This is a genomic window from Pseudomonas marginalis (genome assembly GCF_900105325.1).
Classification (GTDB): Bacteria; Pseudomonadota; Gammaproteobacteria; order Pseudomonadales; family Pseudomonadaceae; genus Aquipseudomonas; species Aquipseudomonas marginalis.
The window spans coordinates 701,325-718,779 of the sequence record NZ_FNSU01000004.1; the positions used below are offsets into that span (position 1 = coordinate 701,325).

At 53.1% G+C, this 17,455-nt stretch carries 25 protein-coding genes and 1 riboswitch; of the genes, 10 read left to right on the top strand and 15 right to left on the bottom strand.

Annotated elements, in window-relative coordinates; genetic code table 11:
* Positions 1-125: 125 nt before the first annotated feature.
* The 5 genes from ppa to BLW22_RS33775 all read right to left on the bottom strand — a co-directional run bounded on the left by ppa (position 126) and on the right by BLW22_RS33775 (position 3,046).
* Positions 126-656: an inorganic diphosphatase gene (gene ppa, locus BLW22_RS33750; RefSeq protein ID WP_074848716.1), complete on the bottom strand. Its 531-nt coding sequence runs from the start codon at positions 654-656 to the stop codon at positions 126-128.
* A gap of 2 nt (positions 657-658) precedes the next feature.
* Positions 659-1,012: a DUF190 domain-containing protein gene (locus BLW22_RS33755; protein ID WP_074848717.1), complete on the bottom strand. Its 354-nt coding sequence runs from the start codon at positions 1,010-1,012 to the stop codon at positions 659-661.
* Between the two features lie 10 nt (positions 1,013-1,022).
* The gene (crcB, locus tag BLW22_RS33760) at positions 1,023-1,406 is read right to left on the bottom strand and encodes a fluoride efflux transporter CrcB (protein ID WP_074848719.1); all 384 of its coding nucleotides are present in this window, start codon (positions 1,404-1,406) and stop codon (positions 1,023-1,025) included.
* 138 nt (positions 1,407-1,544) lie between these two features.
* Positions 1,545-1,606, bottom strand: a riboswitch (Fluoride riboswitch).
* A gap of 147 nt (positions 1,607-1,753) precedes the next feature.
* The gene (locus BLW22_RS33765; protein WP_074848722.1) at positions 1,754-2,089 is read right to left on the bottom strand and encodes a hypothetical protein; all 336 of its coding nucleotides are present in this window, start codon (positions 2,087-2,089) and stop codon (positions 1,754-1,756) included.
* Positions 2,090-2,563: 474 nt separating this feature from the next.
* A complete protein-coding gene (locus tag BLW22_RS33775) occupies positions 2,564-3,046 on the bottom strand; it encodes a helix-turn-helix domain-containing protein (RefSeq protein WP_074848726.1) in 483 nt (160 codons plus the stop codon).
* Between the two features lie 230 nt (positions 3,047-3,276).
* Here BLW22_RS33775 and BLW22_RS33780 point away from each other — a divergent pair, with 230 nt between their 5' ends.
* The 3 genes from BLW22_RS33780 (at position 3,277) to BLW22_RS33790 (ending at position 4,632) form a co-directional block, all read left to right on the top strand.
* Entirely contained in the window at positions 3,277-3,669 is a 393-nt protein-coding gene (locus BLW22_RS33780; protein WP_074848728.1) for a DUF6957 family protein, read from the top strand.
* 42 nt (positions 3,670-3,711) lie between these two features.
* A complete protein-coding gene (locus BLW22_RS33785) occupies positions 3,712-4,158 on the top strand; it encodes a hypothetical protein (protein ID WP_074848730.1) in 447 nt (148 codons plus the stop codon).
* A 90-nt stretch (positions 4,159-4,248) separates the two neighbouring features.
* Positions 4,249-4,632 carry a hypothetical protein gene (locus BLW22_RS33790; RefSeq protein WP_074848732.1) on the top strand — a complete coding sequence of 128 codons (384 nt, stop codon included), beginning with the start codon at positions 4,249-4,251 and terminating at the stop codon, positions 4,630-4,632.
* A 42-nt stretch (positions 4,633-4,674) separates the two neighbouring features.
* Here BLW22_RS33790 and BLW22_RS33795 read toward each other — a convergent pair whose 3' ends face one another.
* On the bottom strand, positions 4,675-5,493 hold the full coding sequence (locus tag BLW22_RS33795; RefSeq protein ID WP_074848733.1) for an AbiJ-NTD4 domain-containing protein: 819 nt from the start codon (positions 5,491-5,493) through the stop codon (positions 4,675-4,677).
* 106 nt (positions 5,494-5,599) lie between these two features.
* Between BLW22_RS33795 and BLW22_RS33800 the strand changes: the two genes are divergently transcribed.
* From BLW22_RS33800 to kefC, 6 genes are all read left to right on the top strand, one after another.
* Positions 5,600-5,884 (top strand): hypothetical protein, encoded by a 285-nt coding sequence (locus BLW22_RS33800; protein ID WP_074848735.1) that lies wholly within the window; start codon positions 5,600-5,602, stop codon positions 5,882-5,884.
* Between the two features lie 7 nt (positions 5,885-5,891).
* On the top strand, positions 5,892-6,224 hold the full coding sequence (locus BLW22_RS33805) for a carboxymuconolactone decarboxylase family protein (protein ID WP_074848737.1): 333 nt from the start codon (positions 5,892-5,894) through the stop codon (positions 6,222-6,224).
* Positions 6,225-6,266: 42 nt separating this feature from the next.
* A complete protein-coding gene (locus BLW22_RS33810; protein ID WP_074848739.1) occupies positions 6,267-7,373 on the top strand; it encodes an alkene reductase in 1,107 nt (368 codons plus the stop codon).
* Positions 7,374-7,403: 30 nt separating this feature from the next.
* Positions 7,404-7,622, top strand: a complete 219-nt coding sequence (locus BLW22_RS33815) for a tautomerase family protein (protein WP_074848741.1) — start codon at positions 7,404-7,406, stop codon at positions 7,620-7,622.
* Between the two features lie 108 nt (positions 7,623-7,730).
* On the top strand, positions 7,731-8,252 hold the full coding sequence (kefF, locus tag BLW22_RS33820; RefSeq protein ID WP_074848782.1) for a glutathione-regulated potassium-efflux system oxidoreductase KefF: 522 nt from the start codon (positions 7,731-7,733) through the stop codon (positions 8,250-8,252).
* Positions 8,253-10,079 (top strand): glutathione-regulated potassium-efflux system protein KefC, encoded by a 1,827-nt coding sequence (gene kefC, locus BLW22_RS33825; RefSeq protein ID WP_074848743.1) that lies wholly within the window; start codon positions 8,253-8,255, stop codon positions 10,077-10,079.
* Positions 10,080-10,108: 29 nt separating this feature from the next.
* Here the strand turns inward: kefC and BLW22_RS33830 are convergent, their stop codons facing one another.
* The 7 genes from BLW22_RS33830 to BLW22_RS33865 form a co-directional block, all read right to left on the bottom strand.
* Positions 10,109-10,438: a thioredoxin family protein gene (locus tag BLW22_RS33830; protein ID WP_029290787.1), complete on the bottom strand. Its 330-nt coding sequence runs from the start codon at positions 10,436-10,438 to the stop codon at positions 10,109-10,111.
* Between the two features lie 64 nt (positions 10,439-10,502).
* Positions 10,503-11,201, bottom strand: coding sequence for a DsbA family oxidoreductase (locus tag BLW22_RS33835; protein ID WP_074848745.1), 699 nt, complete (start codon positions 11,199-11,201; stop codon positions 10,503-10,505).
* A 3-nt stretch (positions 11,202-11,204) separates the two neighbouring features.
* Positions 11,205-11,795: a TetR/AcrR family transcriptional regulator gene (locus tag BLW22_RS33840; RefSeq protein ID WP_074848747.1), complete on the bottom strand. Its 591-nt coding sequence runs from the start codon at positions 11,793-11,795 to the stop codon at positions 11,205-11,207.
* A 93-nt stretch (positions 11,796-11,888) separates the two neighbouring features.
* Positions 11,889-12,662 (bottom strand): SDR family NAD(P)-dependent oxidoreductase, encoded by a 774-nt coding sequence (locus tag BLW22_RS33845; RefSeq protein WP_074848749.1) that lies wholly within the window; start codon positions 12,660-12,662, stop codon positions 11,889-11,891.
* A 72-nt stretch (positions 12,663-12,734) separates the two neighbouring features.
* On the bottom strand, positions 12,735-13,289 hold the full coding sequence (locus BLW22_RS33850; protein WP_074848751.1) for an OsmC family protein: 555 nt from the start codon (positions 13,287-13,289) through the stop codon (positions 12,735-12,737).
* Between the two features lie 705 nt (positions 13,290-13,994).
* Positions 13,995-14,555 carry a TetR/AcrR family transcriptional regulator gene (locus tag BLW22_RS33860; protein WP_074848756.1) on the bottom strand — a complete coding sequence of 187 codons (561 nt, stop codon included), beginning with the start codon at positions 14,553-14,555 and terminating at the stop codon, positions 13,995-13,997.
* Positions 14,556-14,668: 113 nt separating this feature from the next.
* The gene (locus tag BLW22_RS33865) at positions 14,669-15,259 is read right to left on the bottom strand and encodes an acyl carrier protein phosphodiesterase (RefSeq protein ID WP_074848758.1); all 591 of its coding nucleotides are present in this window, start codon (positions 15,257-15,259) and stop codon (positions 14,669-14,671) included.
* Between the two features lie 191 nt (positions 15,260-15,450).
* Between BLW22_RS33865 and BLW22_RS33870 the strand changes: the two genes are divergently transcribed.
* Entirely contained in the window at positions 15,451-15,699 is a 249-nt protein-coding gene (locus BLW22_RS33870; RefSeq protein ID WP_074848760.1) for a CsbD family protein, read from the top strand.
* Between the two features lie 210 nt (positions 15,700-15,909).
* Here BLW22_RS33870 and BLW22_RS33875 read toward each other — a convergent pair whose 3' ends face one another.
* Positions 15,910-16,590 carry a competence protein CoiA gene (locus tag BLW22_RS33875; RefSeq protein ID WP_070994350.1) on the bottom strand — a complete coding sequence of 227 codons (681 nt, stop codon included), beginning with the start codon at positions 16,588-16,590 and terminating at the stop codon, positions 15,910-15,912.
* A gap of 167 nt (positions 16,591-16,757) precedes the next feature.
* Positions 16,758-17,267 (bottom strand): DUF7693 family protein, encoded by a 510-nt coding sequence (locus BLW22_RS35560; RefSeq protein ID WP_235865641.1) that lies wholly within the window; start codon positions 17,265-17,267, stop codon positions 16,758-16,760.
* Between the last annotated feature and the right edge of the window lie 188 nt (positions 17,268-17,455).

Here is a 17,455-nt window from a genome sequence, read left to right on the forward strand (position 1 = left end):
GTCTGCCCCCATTTTTCCATGCGCATGATTCTATCGATATTTGATGTTCCGGGCGGCTGAGAGGCCAATTACAAATGACGCGCCCCTCAGTGCGACTCCCGGCTGGATTCAGATTGGCGGAAGAGCTATTCGGGAATATACGCAGCTACCGACTTGCGAATTTCTTCCCGCGCTTCATCTGCGCTCCCCCAGCGGCCCATCTTCACCCATTTACCCGGCTCTAACGCCTTGTAGTTTTCGAAGAAATGCTGAATCTGTGCGAGGAGTAACGCAGGGAGGTCTGAGCACTCCTTTACATCGCTGTACATCGAGCTGAGTTTTTCATGAGGCACTGCGATCACCTTGGCATCCGCTCCGGCTTCGTCAGTCATGTACATCACACCAACCGGGCGACTGCGGATGACAACGCCAGGTGAGACGGGATAAGGGCAAACCACCAGGACGTCCAGCGGATCACCATCGTCGCTCAGCGTGTTCGGGATAAACCCGTAGTTGGCCGGGTAGAACATCGGCGTGCTGAGGAAGCGGTCGACAAAGATCTGCCCACTTGGCTTGTCCACCTCGTACTTAATCGGCGAGTGGTTTGCAGGAATCTCGATAACGGTGAAAAAGTCATCGGGGATCGCGTTACCAGCCGGAATGTCCGTGTAGCTCATGTTCATAGCTCCGAAGTTGTGGAAGGGGCTGAACTGGAAGGCGTTTTTCCAAGAGTGCCCATCTCGATTGGCGTCTTCGTGAAAAATACCGATATTTCCTCAGAGTCCAGTCGTTTGAACAATCGTTCGGCCTCATCTTCCGTGATTGCCAAGCGAATCTCCGTGGGTTGATCCGCCAGCTCAAAAAAATGTGATGAGTGCAGTTTTCCGGTGTGCCCAAACCCTTCTATTCCGGTGCAGAGCGTGGCGCCGCGTAACCCCATTTCTTTAGCCACGTCGACTATCCATTCGCCCAGCATTTTTCCCTGATAACGATGGTTTTGTTGGGTGAAGAAAACGACCATATAGCCTTTCATTTCTATCTCCTCAGCGAGTACCAATCATTTGGTAGGACAGAAGCCCGGCAGCGGTCATCGCTAACGAACCTAAGACGTGCAACGAAATTGACCCGAGCGCCCATAGCAGTCTGCCTTCCTGAATCAAGGCAACCGTTTCGGCTGAAAATGTGGAGAAGGTGGTAAGCCCACCACAGAAACCCGTGATGATTAGGAGACGCCACTCAGGGCTTAGGGTCGGAGATGCGGCCAGGAAGGCGATGGCCAAGCCGATGATGTAACCCCCAACCATGTTCGCGACCACAGTGCCTGGAGGAATCGTTGGGAACAGAGCATTCAGCTTCATCCCCAAGAGCCAACGCAACCAGGCTCCAAGTGAAGCGCCAACGGCAATGATGATTAATGACTTCATCATGGCGAGACCACCTCATCAAACCTGAATGGAATAACAGGCAGAAGGCAGGCGCAGAGAAGAAAGGGAGACTCGAAGGGTAAGATCATATCCTGTCCTAAATTGGAGGACAGGGAGACACACCTACGCACCCTGTCCAGGGTTCACGTAGGCATCATCAGCACGAAGGCGGTTAAAGGAGGAATGCCATCTCCTGATCTGATCCTATAGCATCAGCGCCAATGGCATCAAGAGGCATCAAGAGCAGCTGCATGCAAGCGATCTGAATGCCCTTTAGGCTAGGCAAGATGTTTGATCAATGATCCATGTACGGGCCGACCCTTTGCACGACTAGGTCATTTGGCGCGCATTTACATGGATTTAACCGATACCACTTCCACGTACTTGTACTTCTTCCTAGCAGCCTTCACAGCCTCCTGCTCAGCAAGCAATGAGCTCAACGTATCAGCCTCGTGAATCAACTCGACCAGTTTCCCTTCAAACTCGTTTCCAACGCGTAACGTGACCCTCAGCCTGGGCGTGAATGCTTTTGCCGTTTTCTTCTTGGCTGCTGGAGCGACCACCGATTTCGCGAGCACAACTTCTTCCACTGGCTCCTCTGCTACAGGAGCAGGCATCTGCTCCTCGGGCTGAGGCGTACCGAAAAGAGCACGTCGCATTTCTTCTTCAGTTAGTTCAGAGTTCATAGAACATCTCAAAGGGGGCGGTAATCAGCTCGACAAATTCTACTAGGATGGCTGCTCCAGCGTGTCCTCTGGAAGCGTGTATGAATCACCCGGCGCTCGACCTACATTCCTAGATCGACCTCAAGCCTGGCACCCTTCAAGCTGGGCGGCAGCTTTTCGACAGGCATGGCCCGCAACAACTTGTCGGCAAGATGCTCGGCGTGAGCGGAGTAGATCGCGATTCTGTCTGGCTCTAGCGGCCTGTAAGGTACTACCGCACCGACATATACTTGGGCAATTCTCAGTATATTCAGCACGTCATTGCCAATGTGAAGACTTTCCAGGTACTCAACGGTTGCGCGGTCTCGCGGCTCTGCCTTTGTCCATAGTTCGACAACACTGTGATGAAGCCCTACGGGGCCAAGGTGTTGCAGAGCAATCTTCCACAGCAAACCTTCTTGGGACATTTTCAGCCTAGTGCTGGTCATTCAAAAGTCACGGCTGTTCGGGCTTGGTTGTTTTCAAATACCTACGAACAGTCGCTTCAGAAAGCCCCAACCTTTCCGCGATCTCAGCAACAGAAATTCCCCACTGCTTCAATCGATTGGCCTCAATAGCATTTCTAGCCGCATCAGGACGAGCTGGCCGCCCAGGACGTGGCTTTCCAGTTCGAGCCTGCGACTCAATCTCAAGATCGATCCCTGCCTTCCTAATTCTTGCGAGTTGCTTCGTAAGACGTTTCTGGCCGTCCTTGAATGACTCTTGATTTTGCATGGAGGTCGCCATCAGCAGGAGCGTAGCCGGATCGAGGTCTAGGATCCCGGCGAGCCTCACCAGGACGTCGAGTCCAATACTGACTTCTCCGCGCTCTATACGGCTGAAATGAGAGCGCCCAAGGTTGTTGATGTCCTCTTGGGACAGACCTTGGCCTCTGCGAATTCCACGAACCACGACAGCCAGTGCTTCTGCCGCATCCATCGGTATTTTCCCCAACCAAATCCGAGGATAAAGCCACACCTAGCAGCGTCATAACACGCCTAATCAGGTTCGTTATGATTGCCTTGGGACTTATCTAGAGGTTTAATAGCTTTGCCCATGCGCCACGGCCACGAAAAAGCAGCCCTGTCGTGGATCAGCCAAGCCATCGTGAGCGGCGGGGAGAGAGGGTTGAATTGTCAATTTGATGTTAATTACTGAGGGGAGGCCTTATGGCTAGCGTCGTAGAACCTGACTTTATGAAGGGGCCACGTACACCACTGGAAGGCCTGTCGAGCAGCTCTGATGCACGAGCGCTGGCGAACCAACGTTTTCCCGAAAAGCCTTACTGCTTGGTTCGAGATTGGACAATATTTCGCATTGAAGTCACCCGCGACGAACTCTTCAAATGCCGTGCAGCGGGCCAGCTCCCGATGATCCTGTTTGCTCACAACGTGGCCGAGGACAGCCAAGGCCGTTTCGAACGCGGCGATTGGGTTCGTTCAAGCATGTGCACCGGTCTCCACGACGGTGTTGCGTTCGAGACCAGAAACTCTGTTTACGTATTGATTGGCCCTGGTCATGAACAGCTCGCAAGCCTGAAAGACGTTTTCTCCCTCTTCTAACCTGCGCTCTATATCGGAGCCCCTTCAGGCCAAGGACATACGATGTTTAGAACACACGACGCCGACATGCTGGGCCTACCGGGCATGTTCGGTGAGGGTCAATACCAATGGCATCAGGTATCCAAAGTGCTTCGTAATCACTGGTATCACGTAACTGTCCAGGCCATGTACGAGGACAGAATTTCAGAGGCGGTTCTGATGATCGACAGCGAACCACGGCTTCAGCAACTACTGATTGCCCAGGACGCGGAGACGATCATCACAGAGGTGCAAGTAGTCACACCTGCCCACATGAATGGCACGGGAGTTTGGCGGATGGAGAAACTGACCAAAGTGACGCTTGGTGAAGACCAAAACGAGTGTGTTGTGTGCCTGCTGGAGGTGGAGACCGGCTCCAAATACCACAGCTCTCACCAACCTGGCTTCAACACTGATGTGCTGAGCAATCTTCGTCCGATCTATCACGCGAACATGATTCGTACAGCCTGAGATTTACCAAGAATCCCGCACGATATCAGCGCAGATGTTTCCGTGCGGATTTCCTGGTAACGCCATACGGGCTGCGAAAGGAGCGCAATTATGCTGAACACTCTGGATGTGAATTTTCATGGAAAACGACATACGGATTTCGATCTCGCACGAATCCTAAAAGCACAAGCGCAAGGCTTCGACAAACCGATAACAGCCTATCTCTGCGGAGTATCCATAAAGGCTCGTGCTGGCATCGGCGTAGTTTTTGGTCACAACCGTAAAGACCAATATGGGCGGTTTGGTGATGGTCATCTGATTCGGACTTCTGATGTGATCAGAGTCGAGCGTGAAGGCAGGTTTTGGGTGATGACGACCGAGAATTCTCGCTATGTGCTAGCCACGTTTCAGCGCGGTAATGGGCGTGCGAGCCTGCGGGAGTTCCTTCGTCTTTCACGGGGTCAGCACCATTTCACTCCACGAGTTTTGCAGTGACGGTCGCGCCCATTAGCATGGATGGAAATCATCATCCTTTGCTCAATCGGGGGCGTCCGCCTGTGCACTTTTAATGAGGTAATTACCGAGAGAGGCACATAGGCCAACTATCAACTCAGCCTCGTTGAACGACGGCTCTCGTCCTTCGCGTATGTGCCGACCATTTTCAGATGCGTAACCCCAAGCCTTCGCTACAGCCTGATCCAGTGGGGGAGGAATGATGGTGTTGTGGCGTTTGAGGATGTCACCCAGATTCGCTTTGACATCACCAGTGACTTCTCGGGCAACACACTCTAATGATGCCATAGCATGTTGAATGGCACCTGTTGGATCAGGAGAGGGACGACGGGAGAGATCACCTATTGCTTCGTGCAGCTCCTTACCCGCTGTCACATGACCGTATTCGCTCTCTGTCTCCCTAGCATTCTTTACGATGACTTCGAATGACTCCGGGCCACGAATTTCGACCAGGCCATCTGCAAGCTTCCAACCAATGCCATTCTCTACGAAATAGTCATTCAACTCGGTGTGAAAATGTTCGTACGTATCCGGGTTGTAGTTGTGCTGACCCAAGTCGGCCTGGATGCGTTCGATTACGTCATAAACTTTGTACCACTTACATTCTTGGAGAAGATTGTTCACCTCCCAGTCAACGTTGGGAAATTCGCTCCAGTTATTCGGGTCGGGCTGTTTTTTTAGGGCTTTACAAAGAATGGCCCGCAGGCCTGAGGGCTTGAATCCGCACTCGTAGGCCAGTTGAACCAAATACCCTCGTAGCTCCTCTGGCGCATCCTCCCTGATGGTGATTTCACTCTCTTGGGTGCTATGAAATCCGTTGCGCTTGGAAAAAGAGTCTTTCATCCCGTTTCCGCTCCGTTGATCCATGTTTGATCAAGCTAAAGTTTTTCCGGATCCGTGTCTATTGCTCAGGCTCTCATAGCAGCAGAGGAGCCGGCACGCGTACGAGATGGCCCATCCTAGCGCTGCACGCCAACCTGCTTTCCCAAAGCAGATCGTCATTTCTGTGTGGATCGGCGAGCTTTATGCCACATTCGAAAACCTGAGAGCTTTTAGGAACGCTCACCTATTGATTCAGAGTGAACTCTGGAAAAACCTCCGAGATTTCGAGCAAGAAACTGTTCATTCGATTGCATTGATATTAAAAATCAACACAGGGTCGTTGAAAGCCTACCAACTGGATGGTAGCTTTATTGCAGATTTTAAATTCGTGCAACCAACGCTATCCCTGTGAGAATCCCATGCAAGATTGGAAGCAAACCCGCAAAGACATCAATGCTCGTTTGGTAGAGCTCAACGGCCTGTCGCCGGAAACAATGAAGGGCATGGCCGCACTCGGGGCCGCCGGTGGGAAAACCAACCATCTGGACGCCAAGACTCGCGAGCTCATCTCCCTTGCTGTGGCCGTAACGACCCGCTGCGATGGTTGTATTGCCTTCCACGCTGCTGAAGCCAAGAAGCTCGGTGTAACCAGTGAAGAGGTCGCCGAAGCATTGGGTGTGGCCATCAACATGAATGCAGGTGCTGCGATGGTTTACAGCACCCACGTACTCGACGCGTTCGACAAGTCCTAACTCAAACGCCGAATTCAACCCTTAACGACGTCGAGATTAATCATGAATAAGCTGTTCACTCCTTACGATCTAGCCGGTACTCCTTTGAAAAACCGCGTTGTCATGGCCCCCATGACTCGCACCCGAACCTTGAACAACATTCCGAATGAATCCAACGCGCTTTACTACGCACAACGAGCTTCTGCCGGCTTGCTGATTACCGAGGGCCTGCCTATTTCCGATGAGGCTCGCGGCTATCTTTATACCCCAGGCATTTACGAAGATGTGCATTTGCCAGGCTGGCGCAAAGTGACTGACGCGGTGCACGCCAAGGGCGGGAAGATTTTTGCGCAGCTCTGGCACGTAGGCCGTATGTCCCACACCTCGGTACACGGCATAGTGCCGGTCTCCTCGGGCAAGGTGCCTGCGGTGGACACCACGGTGTATGCCTGGATCGAACCTGGCAAAGCTGGCCCGGTGCAGCCCAGCGCTCCACGTGCGCTGGAAACTGAAGAAGTGAAACGCGTCATCGCTGACTTCGTGAAGTCCGCACGGATGGCCATGGACGCCGGCTTTGACGGTATCGAAATCATGGCAGCCAACGGCTTCCTATTCGACCAATTCCTGAGCAGCGCCCTGAACACTCGTACTGATCAGTACGGCGGTTCTATCGCCAACCGTCAGCGTTTCCTGCTGGAAACGATTGATGCGATTGCTGCTGAAATCGGCGGATCGAAGATCGGTGTGCGCTTCTCTCCGTTTGGTCGACTGTATGACTTCGGTGTGTACGAGGGCGAAGAAGAAACCTGGATGAGTATGGCGGCTGCCCTCAACGAAAGAGAGCTGGCATTTGTTCACCTGAACTACCAACCGACCATCCTCGCCGCGCAAACGCCACCAGGTTTCGGCGCTGCGTTCCGTGAAGCATACAAGGGCACCTTGATGGCTGCGGGCGGCTTCACAAAAGAGATCGCAGAGTCTGAACTGGCCAAAGGCGAGCTAGATCTCATTGCCTTCGGCACTGCCTACATTGCCAACCCTGATCTGGTAGAGCGCATGCAGAACAATTGGCCATTGGCCGAGGGTGATCGCGCGACCTACTACGGCGTAAGCGGTTCGATTGATAAGGGCTACACCGACTATCCGGAATACGCAGCGGCCAAAGCCTGATATCCCATCCCAAACATTTAGGAGAACACCATGCCACTCGTGACTATCAAAGGTATTGAAGGCGTTTTTTCCGACGAACAAAAGGCTGAAGTGATTCGCAAAGTGACTGACGCTATGGTGTCGGTTGAAGGCGAAAACATGCGCGCCCTCACGTGGGTCATTTTCGAAGAGGTGAAAAGTGGAGACTGGGGTATTGGTGGCAAACCTGTGACCGCGCAGGAAGTATTGAAGCTGCAAGCCAGTCAGTAAGGCTTCTCCTTCAGGTCATTAGCTCCCTGTTCGTTGAGTGCGGTTATGCTCAACGAACAGGGAGCTTTTTCCGTTCTTAAAGAACGCCAGGTTTGTGGGGACTACTCCGTGATTCTGATCATTTACGCCCATCCTTACCCTGATAAATCTAACGTCAACATGTTGATGCTCACGCTGGCAGCCAACAATCCCGATGTCGCAATCCGTTCGCTGTACGACCTGTACCCCGATTTCAATATTGACGTTGAAGCTGAGCAGAGGGCTGTAGAACAGGCAGATCTCCTCGTTCTGCAACACCCTCTGTACTGGTATAGCTACCCACCTCTCTTGAAGCTGTGGATCGATAAGGTCTTCACTCAGGGCTGGGCCTACGGCGCGGGTGGCACTGCTTTGAAAAACAAAAAACTGCTGTGGGCCGTGACTACCGGTGGAGAGCATGATCATTTTGAAGGCGGCGACTACCCAGGTTTTGCCGTGCTGTCTCAGCCCCTTCAGGCAACGGCGAGTTACTGCGGGATGCATTGGCTAAGCCCAGTTGCAGTCCATGGCGCTTACAGAGCAGATCAAACCGCACTGCTCAAGCAGATCCGTATTTATGGCGAACGCCTGACGTCATGGAAGGAAGATTGAATGGACACTCACAGTCTGATTGAAATGCTGATCTACCTGGGCTCAGCTGCCTTGATAGTCCCAATCGCCGTTCGGTTAGGGCTTGGCCCGGTTCTAGGCTACCTAATAGCCGGCTGCCTTATCGGCCCATGGGGTTTGAAGCTTGTGACCGACGTCGAGTCCATCCTGCACTTTGCTGAAATCGGCGTGGTGTTGATGCTGTTCATCATTGGCCTCGAACTCGACCCCAAACGCCTTTGGGCCATGCGCCGCATGGTGTTCGGCGGTGGCGCTTTGCAGATGCTGGCATGCGGTGCGGCCATCGCAATATTTTGCGCTGCACTTGGCTTGAACTGGACGGCTGCGCTGCTGGTAGGGCTGACGTTAAGCCTGTCCTCGACTGCTATCGCGATGCAGGCCATGACCGAGCGAAACATGAACTCCACCGCAGTGGGTCGCAGCAGTTTTGCCGTGTTGCTTTTCCAGGACATCGCGGCGATTCCCCTAGTGGCCATGATCCCACTGCTGGCCGCAAATGGTGGTACGCCCTCAGGTGCAGAGTTGGCCCTGTCCATCGCAAAAATCGTCGGAGCGATTGTCGCAGTGGTTCTCCTGGGCCAATACGTATCTCGCCCTGTCCTTCGCTTTGTAGCGCGCTCCGGCTTGAGGGAAATCTTCAGTGCCGTCGCACTGTTCCTAGTGTTCGGGTTCGGTCTCTTGTTGGAAGAGGCCGGCTTATCCATGGCCATGGGCGCCTTCCTGGCCGGCGTTCTCTTGGCCAGCTCGGAATATCGCCACGCTCTGGAAAGCGATATTGAACCCTTCAAAGGACTATTGCTGGGTCTGTTCTTCATCGGCGTAGGCATGTCGATTGACTTCGGAACGCTGATCGATTCGCCGCTGAAAGTCATCACTCTGACCTTGGGCTTTATCCTGATCAAGCTGCTCGTGATCAAGCTCCTGGGGCGCTTCCTGAATGTCCCAAGTGATCAGCGCTCATGGCAGGCGGTGTTCCTTGGACAGGGAAGTGAGTTTGCCTTTGTAGTATTTGGCGCAGCGACCGTCGCCGGCATCCTGGTAGACCCTTGGGGTAAAAGCCTGACGTTGGCGGTGGCGCTGTCCATGTGTGTAACGCCACTGCTGATCCTTTTGCTCAATCATCTGGAGTCTTCGAGCAAACAGGGCAGCGAGGAATCGGACACCATTGATCAAAGCAACCCTCGGGTCATCATTGCTGGCTTCGGTCGATTCGGGCAGATCGCTGGGCGACTGCTGATGTCTTGTGGTTTTGAAGTCGTGGTATTGGATCATGATCCCGACCACATCGAGACACTGCGAAAGTTCGGGGTGAAGGTGTTCTACGGGGATGCCACCCGCCTCGACTTACTGCACGCAGCGGGCGCTGCTCAAGCCGTGGTGCTGATCAACGCCATCGATAATCAGGACGATAACCTGGCACTGACCAAGTTGGCCCAGGAGCATTTTCCATCCCTAAAACTGGTGGTGCGCGCTCGAGATATGGGGCACATCATTACCCTACGTCAGATGGGTGTGGAAGAAGTCGAGCGAGAGACATTTGAAAGCGCATTGTCCCTGGGGCGCAGGGCTTTGGAGCAACTCGGGATAGGACGCTACGAAGCTCGTGAGCGTGCGGATCGATTCCGTCGCCTGAACTTGGAAATGCTAGAAGAGATGGCCGCTCAGCCCGAGGACGATACCGAATTCAAGTACGACGCTTACAAACGAGCCAACGCTTTACTAACGGAAATATTCAATGAAGATCGCGCTCATCCAATTGACGCAGGCCCAGGAAAGGTGAGCCTTCCACGCAGCGAGTCAGATAGCTGACTGACTTACCGGTCGAGGAGGATGCTTGTTTAGCTAGCGTCCTCCAGCTCAGTGACGATTGCTTTTTTCAAGGCTGAAACTGATTTAGACCCGGCGAAGACTTTCAACAATCGGCCTTCGTGGAACACTGCCAAGGACGGCACAGTGCGAATGCCATACATCTGCGCAATCGTCGGTGATACCGCAATATCAATTTTTCCAAACACTGCCAGAGCATGGAGCTTTGCTTCCAAGTCCACGAAGACTGGCTTCATCTCTTTACAAGGTTTGCACCAAGATGCTGAGAACAGTACGACACTGCTGCCTTTGGCAACAAAGCGGGCAAATTGGGGAGCGCTCAACTCAACGATACGGCTCATTTGAGTCTCACGTGTTGTGTTAAGGAAAAGGGGGCACCTTGTGAGTGCCACGTTCCGTTGCCGATCAAACTTTGCAGCCATCGATGCCGCAGACTTGGCCCATCAATGAGCTATCGTCGACTTTCGCGCTTTCTACCATTTGATTGAGCGCTTCAAGAAAAGCAGCTTCAGGTTGTGCACCGGAAACAGAGAATTCATTGTTGAAGACGAAGAGAGGCACGCCAGAACCCAACTGGGCGGCGAAATGCTCATCCGCTTCCATCTCTACGCGCAGTTCTACAGATGACCACGCCAATTGAATTGCCGCATCCGACACACCTGCATCTTTCGCAATCACCGCCAAGCTGGCGCGATCAAAAAGTGACTTACCGTGGCTGGTGCTTTGTTCGTAAAGCGCTTCCACAAGGCGCTTTTTCACTGCCCCGTCTTCAACCGCTTTCACCAAGACATGAGCATCAGCAGTATCGCCGAACATCATAGTGTCGAAGCGGTAATCCAGCCCGTCGGCCTGGCCATATTTACTCACAGTGTTCATCATCGCTGCTGCGGAATCTGGGTTGCCGAGCTTACGTTTCAGTGCTGCGACCATCGGTTCAGGGGCATGATTTGCAGCCAGTCGATAGGCCCGAACGTTGACCTGTACATCGTCTTTCTGCAGGAAGTTTTCGAGCGCTTTTTCAAAACGACGCTTGGCAATCCAGCACCAAGGACACACATAATCAGACCAGATATCGACTACGAATTTTTTCGAAGGGGTTTGCATAATTTATCCTGCACGGAGAAGTGAAGATTGCATTGCGGCCATTTCAAGCAAATGGTTAAAGCCAGCCAACGGGTCGGCTGAGCGACCCAGTGTCCAATCAATGAGGCTTGCTCCCTCCAACATGCTCAGCAGCATGAAGGCGAAGCTCTCAGCAGTTGTTCCAAGTAACCAGTGGTGCTGCCGGACTGCGTCATTTAGGGTGCTTTGGAGCCAGGCGAGCTGGGAATTAAAGAAGTCCCTGGTAAGTCCTTGTAGCGACAAAGGCAGCGCAGCCATTTCCGCTGCCAAGGCACCGCATAACGGCAGCAGCCCCTCATTCGCGCTGATCACGAAAAGTCGGGAAAAAGCCTGCAAGCGCTGCAGTGGCTCGGGATGCATGATCTCGATTGACAGCAATGTCTCGTTGAAGCGAGCGATGTAGTCGTTGATCAGCTCCGCGCCCAAGCACTCCTTAGTAGGAAAGTGATGGTGAATGCTGGCTTTTCTAATGCCGACTTTCGCTGCGAGATCCCCGTAACTGAACGCTGAGTAACCCTTTGAGCGCATCTGGGTTTCCGCGTAGCTCAGCAGCGCGGCTTTTGTCGTGATAGACATTTGAAACTCCTACAGCCAGCACCCTTGTCACCGAAGCAGCCTGCTGGAAAGCGCCCCGTTGAGAGGCACTACACAGGGCGCTTGCCTCGGTGTTTAGGCACGTACCGCCATCACCCCTGCATCAACGTCCCAGATAGCACCGGTCACCCAGGAGGTTTTATCGGAGAGTAAAAAGAGGATGGTATTGGCGACGTCTTCAGGAACACCGACTCGACCCAGTGGATGGAAATCGTTTAGCGACTTCATCGCATCCGGGATCGCGTCCTTGTCCATGAAGCCTTCATAGATCGAGGTGTGAACGATGCCAGGCGAAACGGCATTGACTCGGATACCTGAGTGAGCCAATTCAATTGCCAGGTTTCGGGTAACTGCGTGCAGGGCCGCCTTAGCCATCGAATAAGCGGTTGCTGGAGATCCGGCCAGCGCGGCTTGCGCGCCAATCGAACCGACGTTGACAATGGAGCCTTCGCGCTTGGCAGCAAGCATATTTTTGACCACTGCCTGCGTGATAAAGAATGCGGAGCGGTTCAGATCCAGGTACATGTCGTAGTCAGCCTCATCGTGCTCGATGAAAGGCTTCGGAATGAATATGCCTGCAGAGTTCACCATGAAGCCGATGTCACTGTGGTTGGCATTGATTTCGCTGCGTACATAATTCATCCCTTCCTCGGTCATGAGGTTGGCAACGATCAGTGATACGTTCCCAAGCGGACTCAGCTCGGCGCGCACAGCATCGGCTTTATCCTGTTTACTGCCGGTGAGAACCACACTGCCACCCGCCTTTAAAAACTGGCGCGCTGTTTCCAGGCCCATGCCGCTCGTGCCGCCGACGACCAGCAGTTTTTTGCTTTTAAAATAATCGTTCATTACAGACTCCGGTATCAGATAAGTGAGAGGTGGCCAGCGGCAAGGTGCCGTGCTGACCTGTGGCCAGGACGGTTAGCCTTCGATGACTTCCAGCTTAGGGAGCATGCGAATGGCTTTAGAGAAGTTGGCGTAGTTGACCGAAGTCTTGAGCACCACGTTGTGCAGCTCCTCTACACGCTCACGGGAAGCATCGGTGTGCAGGCGAATAACGACACTCACTTCGTCGTAGCCTGGGTTAACGCTTTCGTCGATGCCTAGGAAACCGCGCAGGTCGAGGGTGCCGTCAGTCTCGATCTCCAGGCTGTGAATCTTGATGCCCATCATCGCGGCATTGGCGGCATAGCCGACCGACATGCAGGCGTTTAGAGCAGCCATCAGCAGCTCCTGAGGATTGGGCGCGGCGTTCTCGCCCAGCAATTCATTCGGCTCATCGGCTGCAATTTCAAAATCGCGGGAATAGGTCTCACCGGCCAAGCTGTAACGGCTGACCTTAGCTACGGAGCGAGTCTGGCCTTTCCACTCGGTCTTAACGTTGAAGCTCGCGTGGCGCTTGCTCGCATCCCCAGCAACGCCTTCGGCGAAATTCTGCAGTGCGGCGACATCGATACCATTCAGATTGCTGCTCATGTGGACGTTCCTCTTCAGATAAGCCGGACGATTTGGCCGGAAGAGAAACAAGCCTACCAAGTAGTAGGATGGCTTACAAGATAGATAACGATACCGATAGCTTTGGAGATTTAGGCTGCATAGAGGAATTGGGAATAATGATGGTGAAGCAACGAGGGTTGTGACCGACAGAATCACTCCGAGAGTGACGTCAGGACAAGACATCTCATATCTCTATGCATCAGGTTGGTTTTATGCAATTGTACGGCTTGATGGCATAAGGCCGTCATCACATGGATAGAAATTAGGGAGACGTTATGACTGTTTATGTAACCCCAGGCAACGTGCTGGGACGCGACGGGGGGTCGTTTCAAGAGGTCACGTTGAACGCAGCTAAGAGCGCGGTTGACGCTCGTCATGGGCGGTATTGTACGATCCGCGACCACGAAAAGGCGCCGCCTACAAGCAAGCCTTCACGTCATTGGCTGCAAATCTACCGCACACCAGATAATACCGAGTGATCTATCCGGTGGGTTTTAGTCCGCGCTAATTAAAACAAGCGTAGATCGGCTCGCGGCCCCGAATCAAATGATTCAAGGCCGCGTGCTCTTGGCAGGCGGCGAAATCGAGAAGCTATTGGAAGATGCACCTAAGATACATCGATGAAAGATGCCCCCTAGAAAGGGAATGGAGCGGTAGAGTCGATAAACTCGCTTGCTAGAGTTTTCAGCGACGAAGGCTAGATAAAATAAAATCAAACCCCGACGAGTTCTCGTAATCATCGCTCATCGCCCAAGAAACAAAGCTCGCACCCTCCAAAGTATTCAATATGAACCTTGAAACCCTGATTACATCTAGGTCGGCTTTGAGCTCTCCTCGATCTTGACCCTGCTTAATATTTGCTTGGAGCCAAGTTAGATGTATTTCAAAGAAATCCTTTGTCATTTCTTTGAGGCTTTCAGGCAGGGCCAGAAGCTCTGCGGCCAGGGCTCCACAGAGTGGAAGCATCCCGTTTAGACTGCTGTGTGCGAACATCAAGGCGAACGCATTCAGCCGGTCGACAACACTGACGTGTTCGTCATTGATAGCGTCCAGCTGCTTTTTAAACCGGAACAGGTAGCTCTCGACGATGGCAATTGCCAAGCCTTCCTTGGTGGGGAAGTGATGGTGAATACTCGCCTTTTTAATGCCGATGTCGTCCGCAAGGTCGGCATAGCTGAAGGCCGCATAGCCTTTCGTGCGCAGCAGAACCTCGGCGCTGGTCAAAAGGTCTGAACGTGTACTCATGATGCCGAATCCGAATTTGTCATCCTGACATCATAAATTAGTCACCTCTCATAAGACAGCGCTCGCCTTACCAGGCTTCAGACTTGAATCGAGCTGGCAAGTGCGGCACAACCTCAACGCATGGCTTGCGCGTCCGCAGGCAAACGCGCAAAAGCTTGGAGTGCTGGGTAAAAATCGCTGAAGTCTGCGCTCAGCAGCTCATAGTTGCCTTCGAGATGTTCGAACAATCCATCAAGCCCCTCTGGTCTGGAAAGGCGCTTCGAGATTATGCCCAAGCCATATCCAATCATTTCAATGTCTCTATAGGCGCACAGCCAATCCTCCGAGATCATCAAAGGCACGACCTGCGCCAGCGACGAAGGAAGGTTAGGCTCTGCCTCCAAAATCCCATAGATCTGCTGCGCGAAATCATCCAGCGGCACGTCACAATATTGCTCCCAATCGCGCGCGAGGCAGTGGTCAAAGAACATGTCGAGAGCGATTCCGGCGTAGCGCCTTTTCTCGTTCGGAAATCGTGATAGCGCTCGCCTGACCAACCCGTGGGCATCAGTGAAGGCATCAATCGTCCGATGCAGCTGAATCGCAGCCTCAGTTTTAGGAGAAAAGCGCCCTGCAAGTGGGCCTTTAACAAAGTCCCCGTACAGGCTCCCCAGGAGCTCGTCAGACGATTGCCCCCCAAGGTGTAGATGAGCCAAATAATTCATCCCATGCACCCTCATGCAGGTAGCGGTCGACGGTCAAGATAGCAGAGTCGCAAATGTCCTATCTACTAGATGGGTTCGTTCCAGAGCCTTAGGAACTTTGAACTTATTTTGAAGCTCATCCCCCTAAACCTGTGCCCATCGCCGCTAGCTCAGCTGAATCTGAGCTGCTCACTCACGAAGGTATTGAAATCATGAAAAGCGAACAGGTTGAAGGCGTTGTAGAGAAGGTTGCCGGCAAAGCTCAAAGCGCAGTGGGGAAACTACTGGGTGATTCGAAGATTGAAGCCGAAGGTGCGGGACGCCAAGCTGCTGGTCAGCTGACTCAAACCTATGGCGATGCACTGGACAGTGTGTCTACGTTCGTCAAAGAGAAGCCGGTTGCTGCACTTGCAATTGGTGCAGTAGCCCTGCTGATACTAGACCGTCTCCTGCGCCGCTGAAGGTGGGAGGAAAAGCCTTGAGTTGCTTCTCCCGAAATCGTCTCTCGTACTCTCCAGGGCTATCTCTGAAGGGTGCGAGGGCTATAGGGATATCCTGGAGAGCACTTTATGAGCGTCCTGTACCTCAGTAGTCTCGAAGTGTTTGATTTGCAAGCCGGCACAGCAATGACCCCGAAGGACAGAGATGCCGGCTAGACGCTTGGTCGGTTTTTATTGATCCGCCGTACCGGATTTATCAGAGGCCGGGCCTCCATTGAAGCTAAAATCGGTGGTGCCGTTGGTGATCCATTCGACCAGCTTTTCCTTGTGTGTGTAAGCCACCACTCCACGTTTTTGAGTCGGATCGAATCTTAAGACGCGCCATATACCAAAATCGGGGCCGAAGTCGATGAACACGGGTTTGGAAACCCACCAGCGAGCAAAAAGCTTGCTGCGGGAATGCCAGCTAAATGAAGCCAGTCCATTCTCCGACACTTTTGACAAACCCATTCTGAAGTTGTACCTGTCGAACTCAGTTCGCGTGCCATCGATCACCCAGATCATATTTTGATAGTAGTTTTGCCTCGCGATGACCTCTTCAGGATGTATTGTCGATCTCTGAAACTCAATAACCATCCCTGAAGGCGTTCTGACATCTGCTATATGTCGCTCCCCTGAGGACGCTTGCAACACAACTTCCTGCCACTCGGTTGGGAACATATTCTTCCAATCGCGATGCCATGCCGTTTCCGTTTCCCACCACGGATCGCAATTGTCCAAACGTTTATGAGCCCAATGCCAGACGACATGGTTCCCGCATTTAGCGACGGTCTGGGAACCACAAAAACTGCAAACACCACGTGCTTTTGGAGTGGCCTCTACACGAGCGCCTTCAAGCAATGAGTATTTCATTTTCTTCCTTGATGCTAAAAATGGGGGGCGGCAGCTCTTAACTTCCCAGTCGGCAGTACCTTGCGACTCAAAGGACGAAAGACAAATATCTGAGCACGGAAGTCGTCCTAGCAGCCTGGCAGGGCTGCGTAAATGTCTAAAGAGGCGGGTGGCGGAGGGTGCCCCACTTAAATCGCCTTCAGGAGACGCTCAAGCGTTTGATGCTCCCACGTGCTCAGCATAGCAATGGGATCTGTGCCAAAGCGATTTCCCGAGTCTAAAGACCAGCGCCGTCCGTCGGGGCTTATGCACTCTTCGCAGTACCCCAGCTCATCGCGGTCGTTATGAATAGACATTCGCCAACCTTCGACATTAACTTTGAAGCGCTCCGCATAAATTTCTTCCCATCCCCTCTCGCAGGCTCTGACCATAATTAGGCGCCCAAGAGCTACCTCCCTCAGCACTTGGCTGACCTCTCGCGCTGAGAGTGGAGCCTCTTCGGCAGCGCCATCTCGCTGCGACGAACGAGCTGCCGCTCTGGCCTCTTTCAACAATTGCTCAGCGTACATAGCCGGATCATCATCTGGCAGCGGGTAGCCTGCAGCAGATAGAGCTTCGGCGCGCTCTTCAATGAGCTGACGCTCAGGATCGCGAACCGTTTGGTAGGCTCTGCCTGGTACGCGTCGAGTTGTGTCCATTCCCGGCTCTCCAGAAGGCTGATGAATAAGAGCGACTAAATTACTTTTAGAACGATAACAGAACGCTTCGAATAGCGATGCCGAGCTCCGAATCATGAGGGTAGGATGCGTTGCGATCTATGCTTCACAGAGGCTCAGAAACCAAGCAAGCGGAGCGCGCAGGCGTGAGGGATGCGAGCCCGCAGGGG

Bases quoted from the DNA above. Each gene is read 5' to 3' on its own strand.
- ppa (WP_074848716.1), bottom strand. From the start codon at position 656: ATGAGCTACACGGACATTCCGGCTGGTAACGCGATCCCCGATGACTTT.
- BLW22_RS33755 (WP_074848717.1), bottom strand. From the start codon at position 1,012: ATGAAAGGCTATATGGTCGTTTTCTTCACCCAACAAAACCATCGTTAT.
- crcB (WP_074848719.1), bottom strand. From the start codon at position 1,406: ATGATGAAGTCATTAATCATCATTGCCGTTGGCGCTTCACTTGGAGCC.
- BLW22_RS33765 (WP_074848722.1), bottom strand. From the start codon at position 2,089: ATGAACTCTGAACTAACTGAAGAAGAAATGCGACGTGCTCTTTTCGGT.
- BLW22_RS33775 (WP_074848726.1), bottom strand. From the start codon at position 3,046: ATGGATGCGGCAGAAGCACTGGCTGTCGTGGTTCGTGGAATTCGCAGA.
- BLW22_RS33780 (WP_074848728.1), top strand. From the start codon at position 3,277: ATGGCTAGCGTCGTAGAACCTGACTTTATGAAGGGGCCACGTACACCA.
- BLW22_RS33785 (WP_074848730.1), top strand. From the start codon at position 3,712: ATGTTTAGAACACACGACGCCGACATGCTGGGCCTACCGGGCATGTTC.
- BLW22_RS33790 (WP_074848732.1), top strand. From the start codon at position 4,249: ATGCTGAACACTCTGGATGTGAATTTTCATGGAAAACGACATACGGAT.
- BLW22_RS33795 (WP_074848733.1), bottom strand. From the start codon at position 5,493: ATGAAAGACTCTTTTTCCAAGCGCAACGGATTTCATAGCACCCAAGAG.
- BLW22_RS33800 (WP_074848735.1), top strand. From the start codon at position 5,600: ATGGCCCATCCTAGCGCTGCACGCCAACCTGCTTTCCCAAAGCAGATC.
- BLW22_RS33805 (WP_074848737.1), top strand. From the start codon at position 5,892: ATGCAAGATTGGAAGCAAACCCGCAAAGACATCAATGCTCGTTTGGTA.
- BLW22_RS33810 (WP_074848739.1), top strand. From the start codon at position 6,267: ATGAATAAGCTGTTCACTCCTTACGATCTAGCCGGTACTCCTTTGAAA.
- BLW22_RS33815 (WP_074848741.1), top strand. From the start codon at position 7,404: ATGCCACTCGTGACTATCAAAGGTATTGAAGGCGTTTTTTCCGACGAA.
- kefC (WP_074848743.1), top strand. From the start codon at position 8,253: ATGGACACTCACAGTCTGATTGAAATGCTGATCTACCTGGGCTCAGCT.
- BLW22_RS33830 (WP_029290787.1), bottom strand. From the start codon at position 10,438: ATGAGCCGTATCGTTGAGTTGAGCGCTCCCCAATTTGCCCGCTTTGTT.
- BLW22_RS33835 (WP_074848745.1), bottom strand. From the start codon at position 11,201: ATGCAAACCCCTTCGAAAAAATTCGTAGTCGATATCTGGTCTGATTAT.
- BLW22_RS33840 (WP_074848747.1), bottom strand. From the start codon at position 11,795: ATGTCTATCACGACAAAAGCCGCGCTGCTGAGCTACGCGGAAACCCAG.
- BLW22_RS33845 (WP_074848749.1), bottom strand. From the start codon at position 12,662: ATGAACGATTATTTTAAAAGCAAAAAACTGCTGGTCGTCGGCGGCACG.
- BLW22_RS33850 (WP_074848751.1), bottom strand. From the start codon at position 13,289: ATGAGCAGCAATCTGAATGGTATCGATGTCGCCGCACTGCAGAATTTC.
- BLW22_RS33860 (WP_074848756.1), bottom strand. From the start codon at position 14,555: ATGAGTACACGTTCAGACCTTTTGACCAGCGCCGAGGTTCTGCTGCGC.
- BLW22_RS33865 (WP_074848758.1), bottom strand. From the start codon at position 15,259: ATGAATTATTTGGCTCATCTACACCTTGGGGGGCAATCGTCTGACGAG.
- BLW22_RS33870 (WP_074848760.1), top strand. From the start codon at position 15,451: ATGAAAAGCGAACAGGTTGAAGGCGTTGTAGAGAAGGTTGCCGGCAAA.
- BLW22_RS33875 (WP_070994350.1), bottom strand. From the start codon at position 16,590: ATGAAATACTCATTGCTTGAAGGCGCTCGTGTAGAGGCCACTCCAAAA.
- BLW22_RS35560 (WP_235865641.1), bottom strand. From the start codon at position 17,267: ATGGACACAACTCGACGCGTACCAGGCAGAGCCTACCAAACGGTTCGC.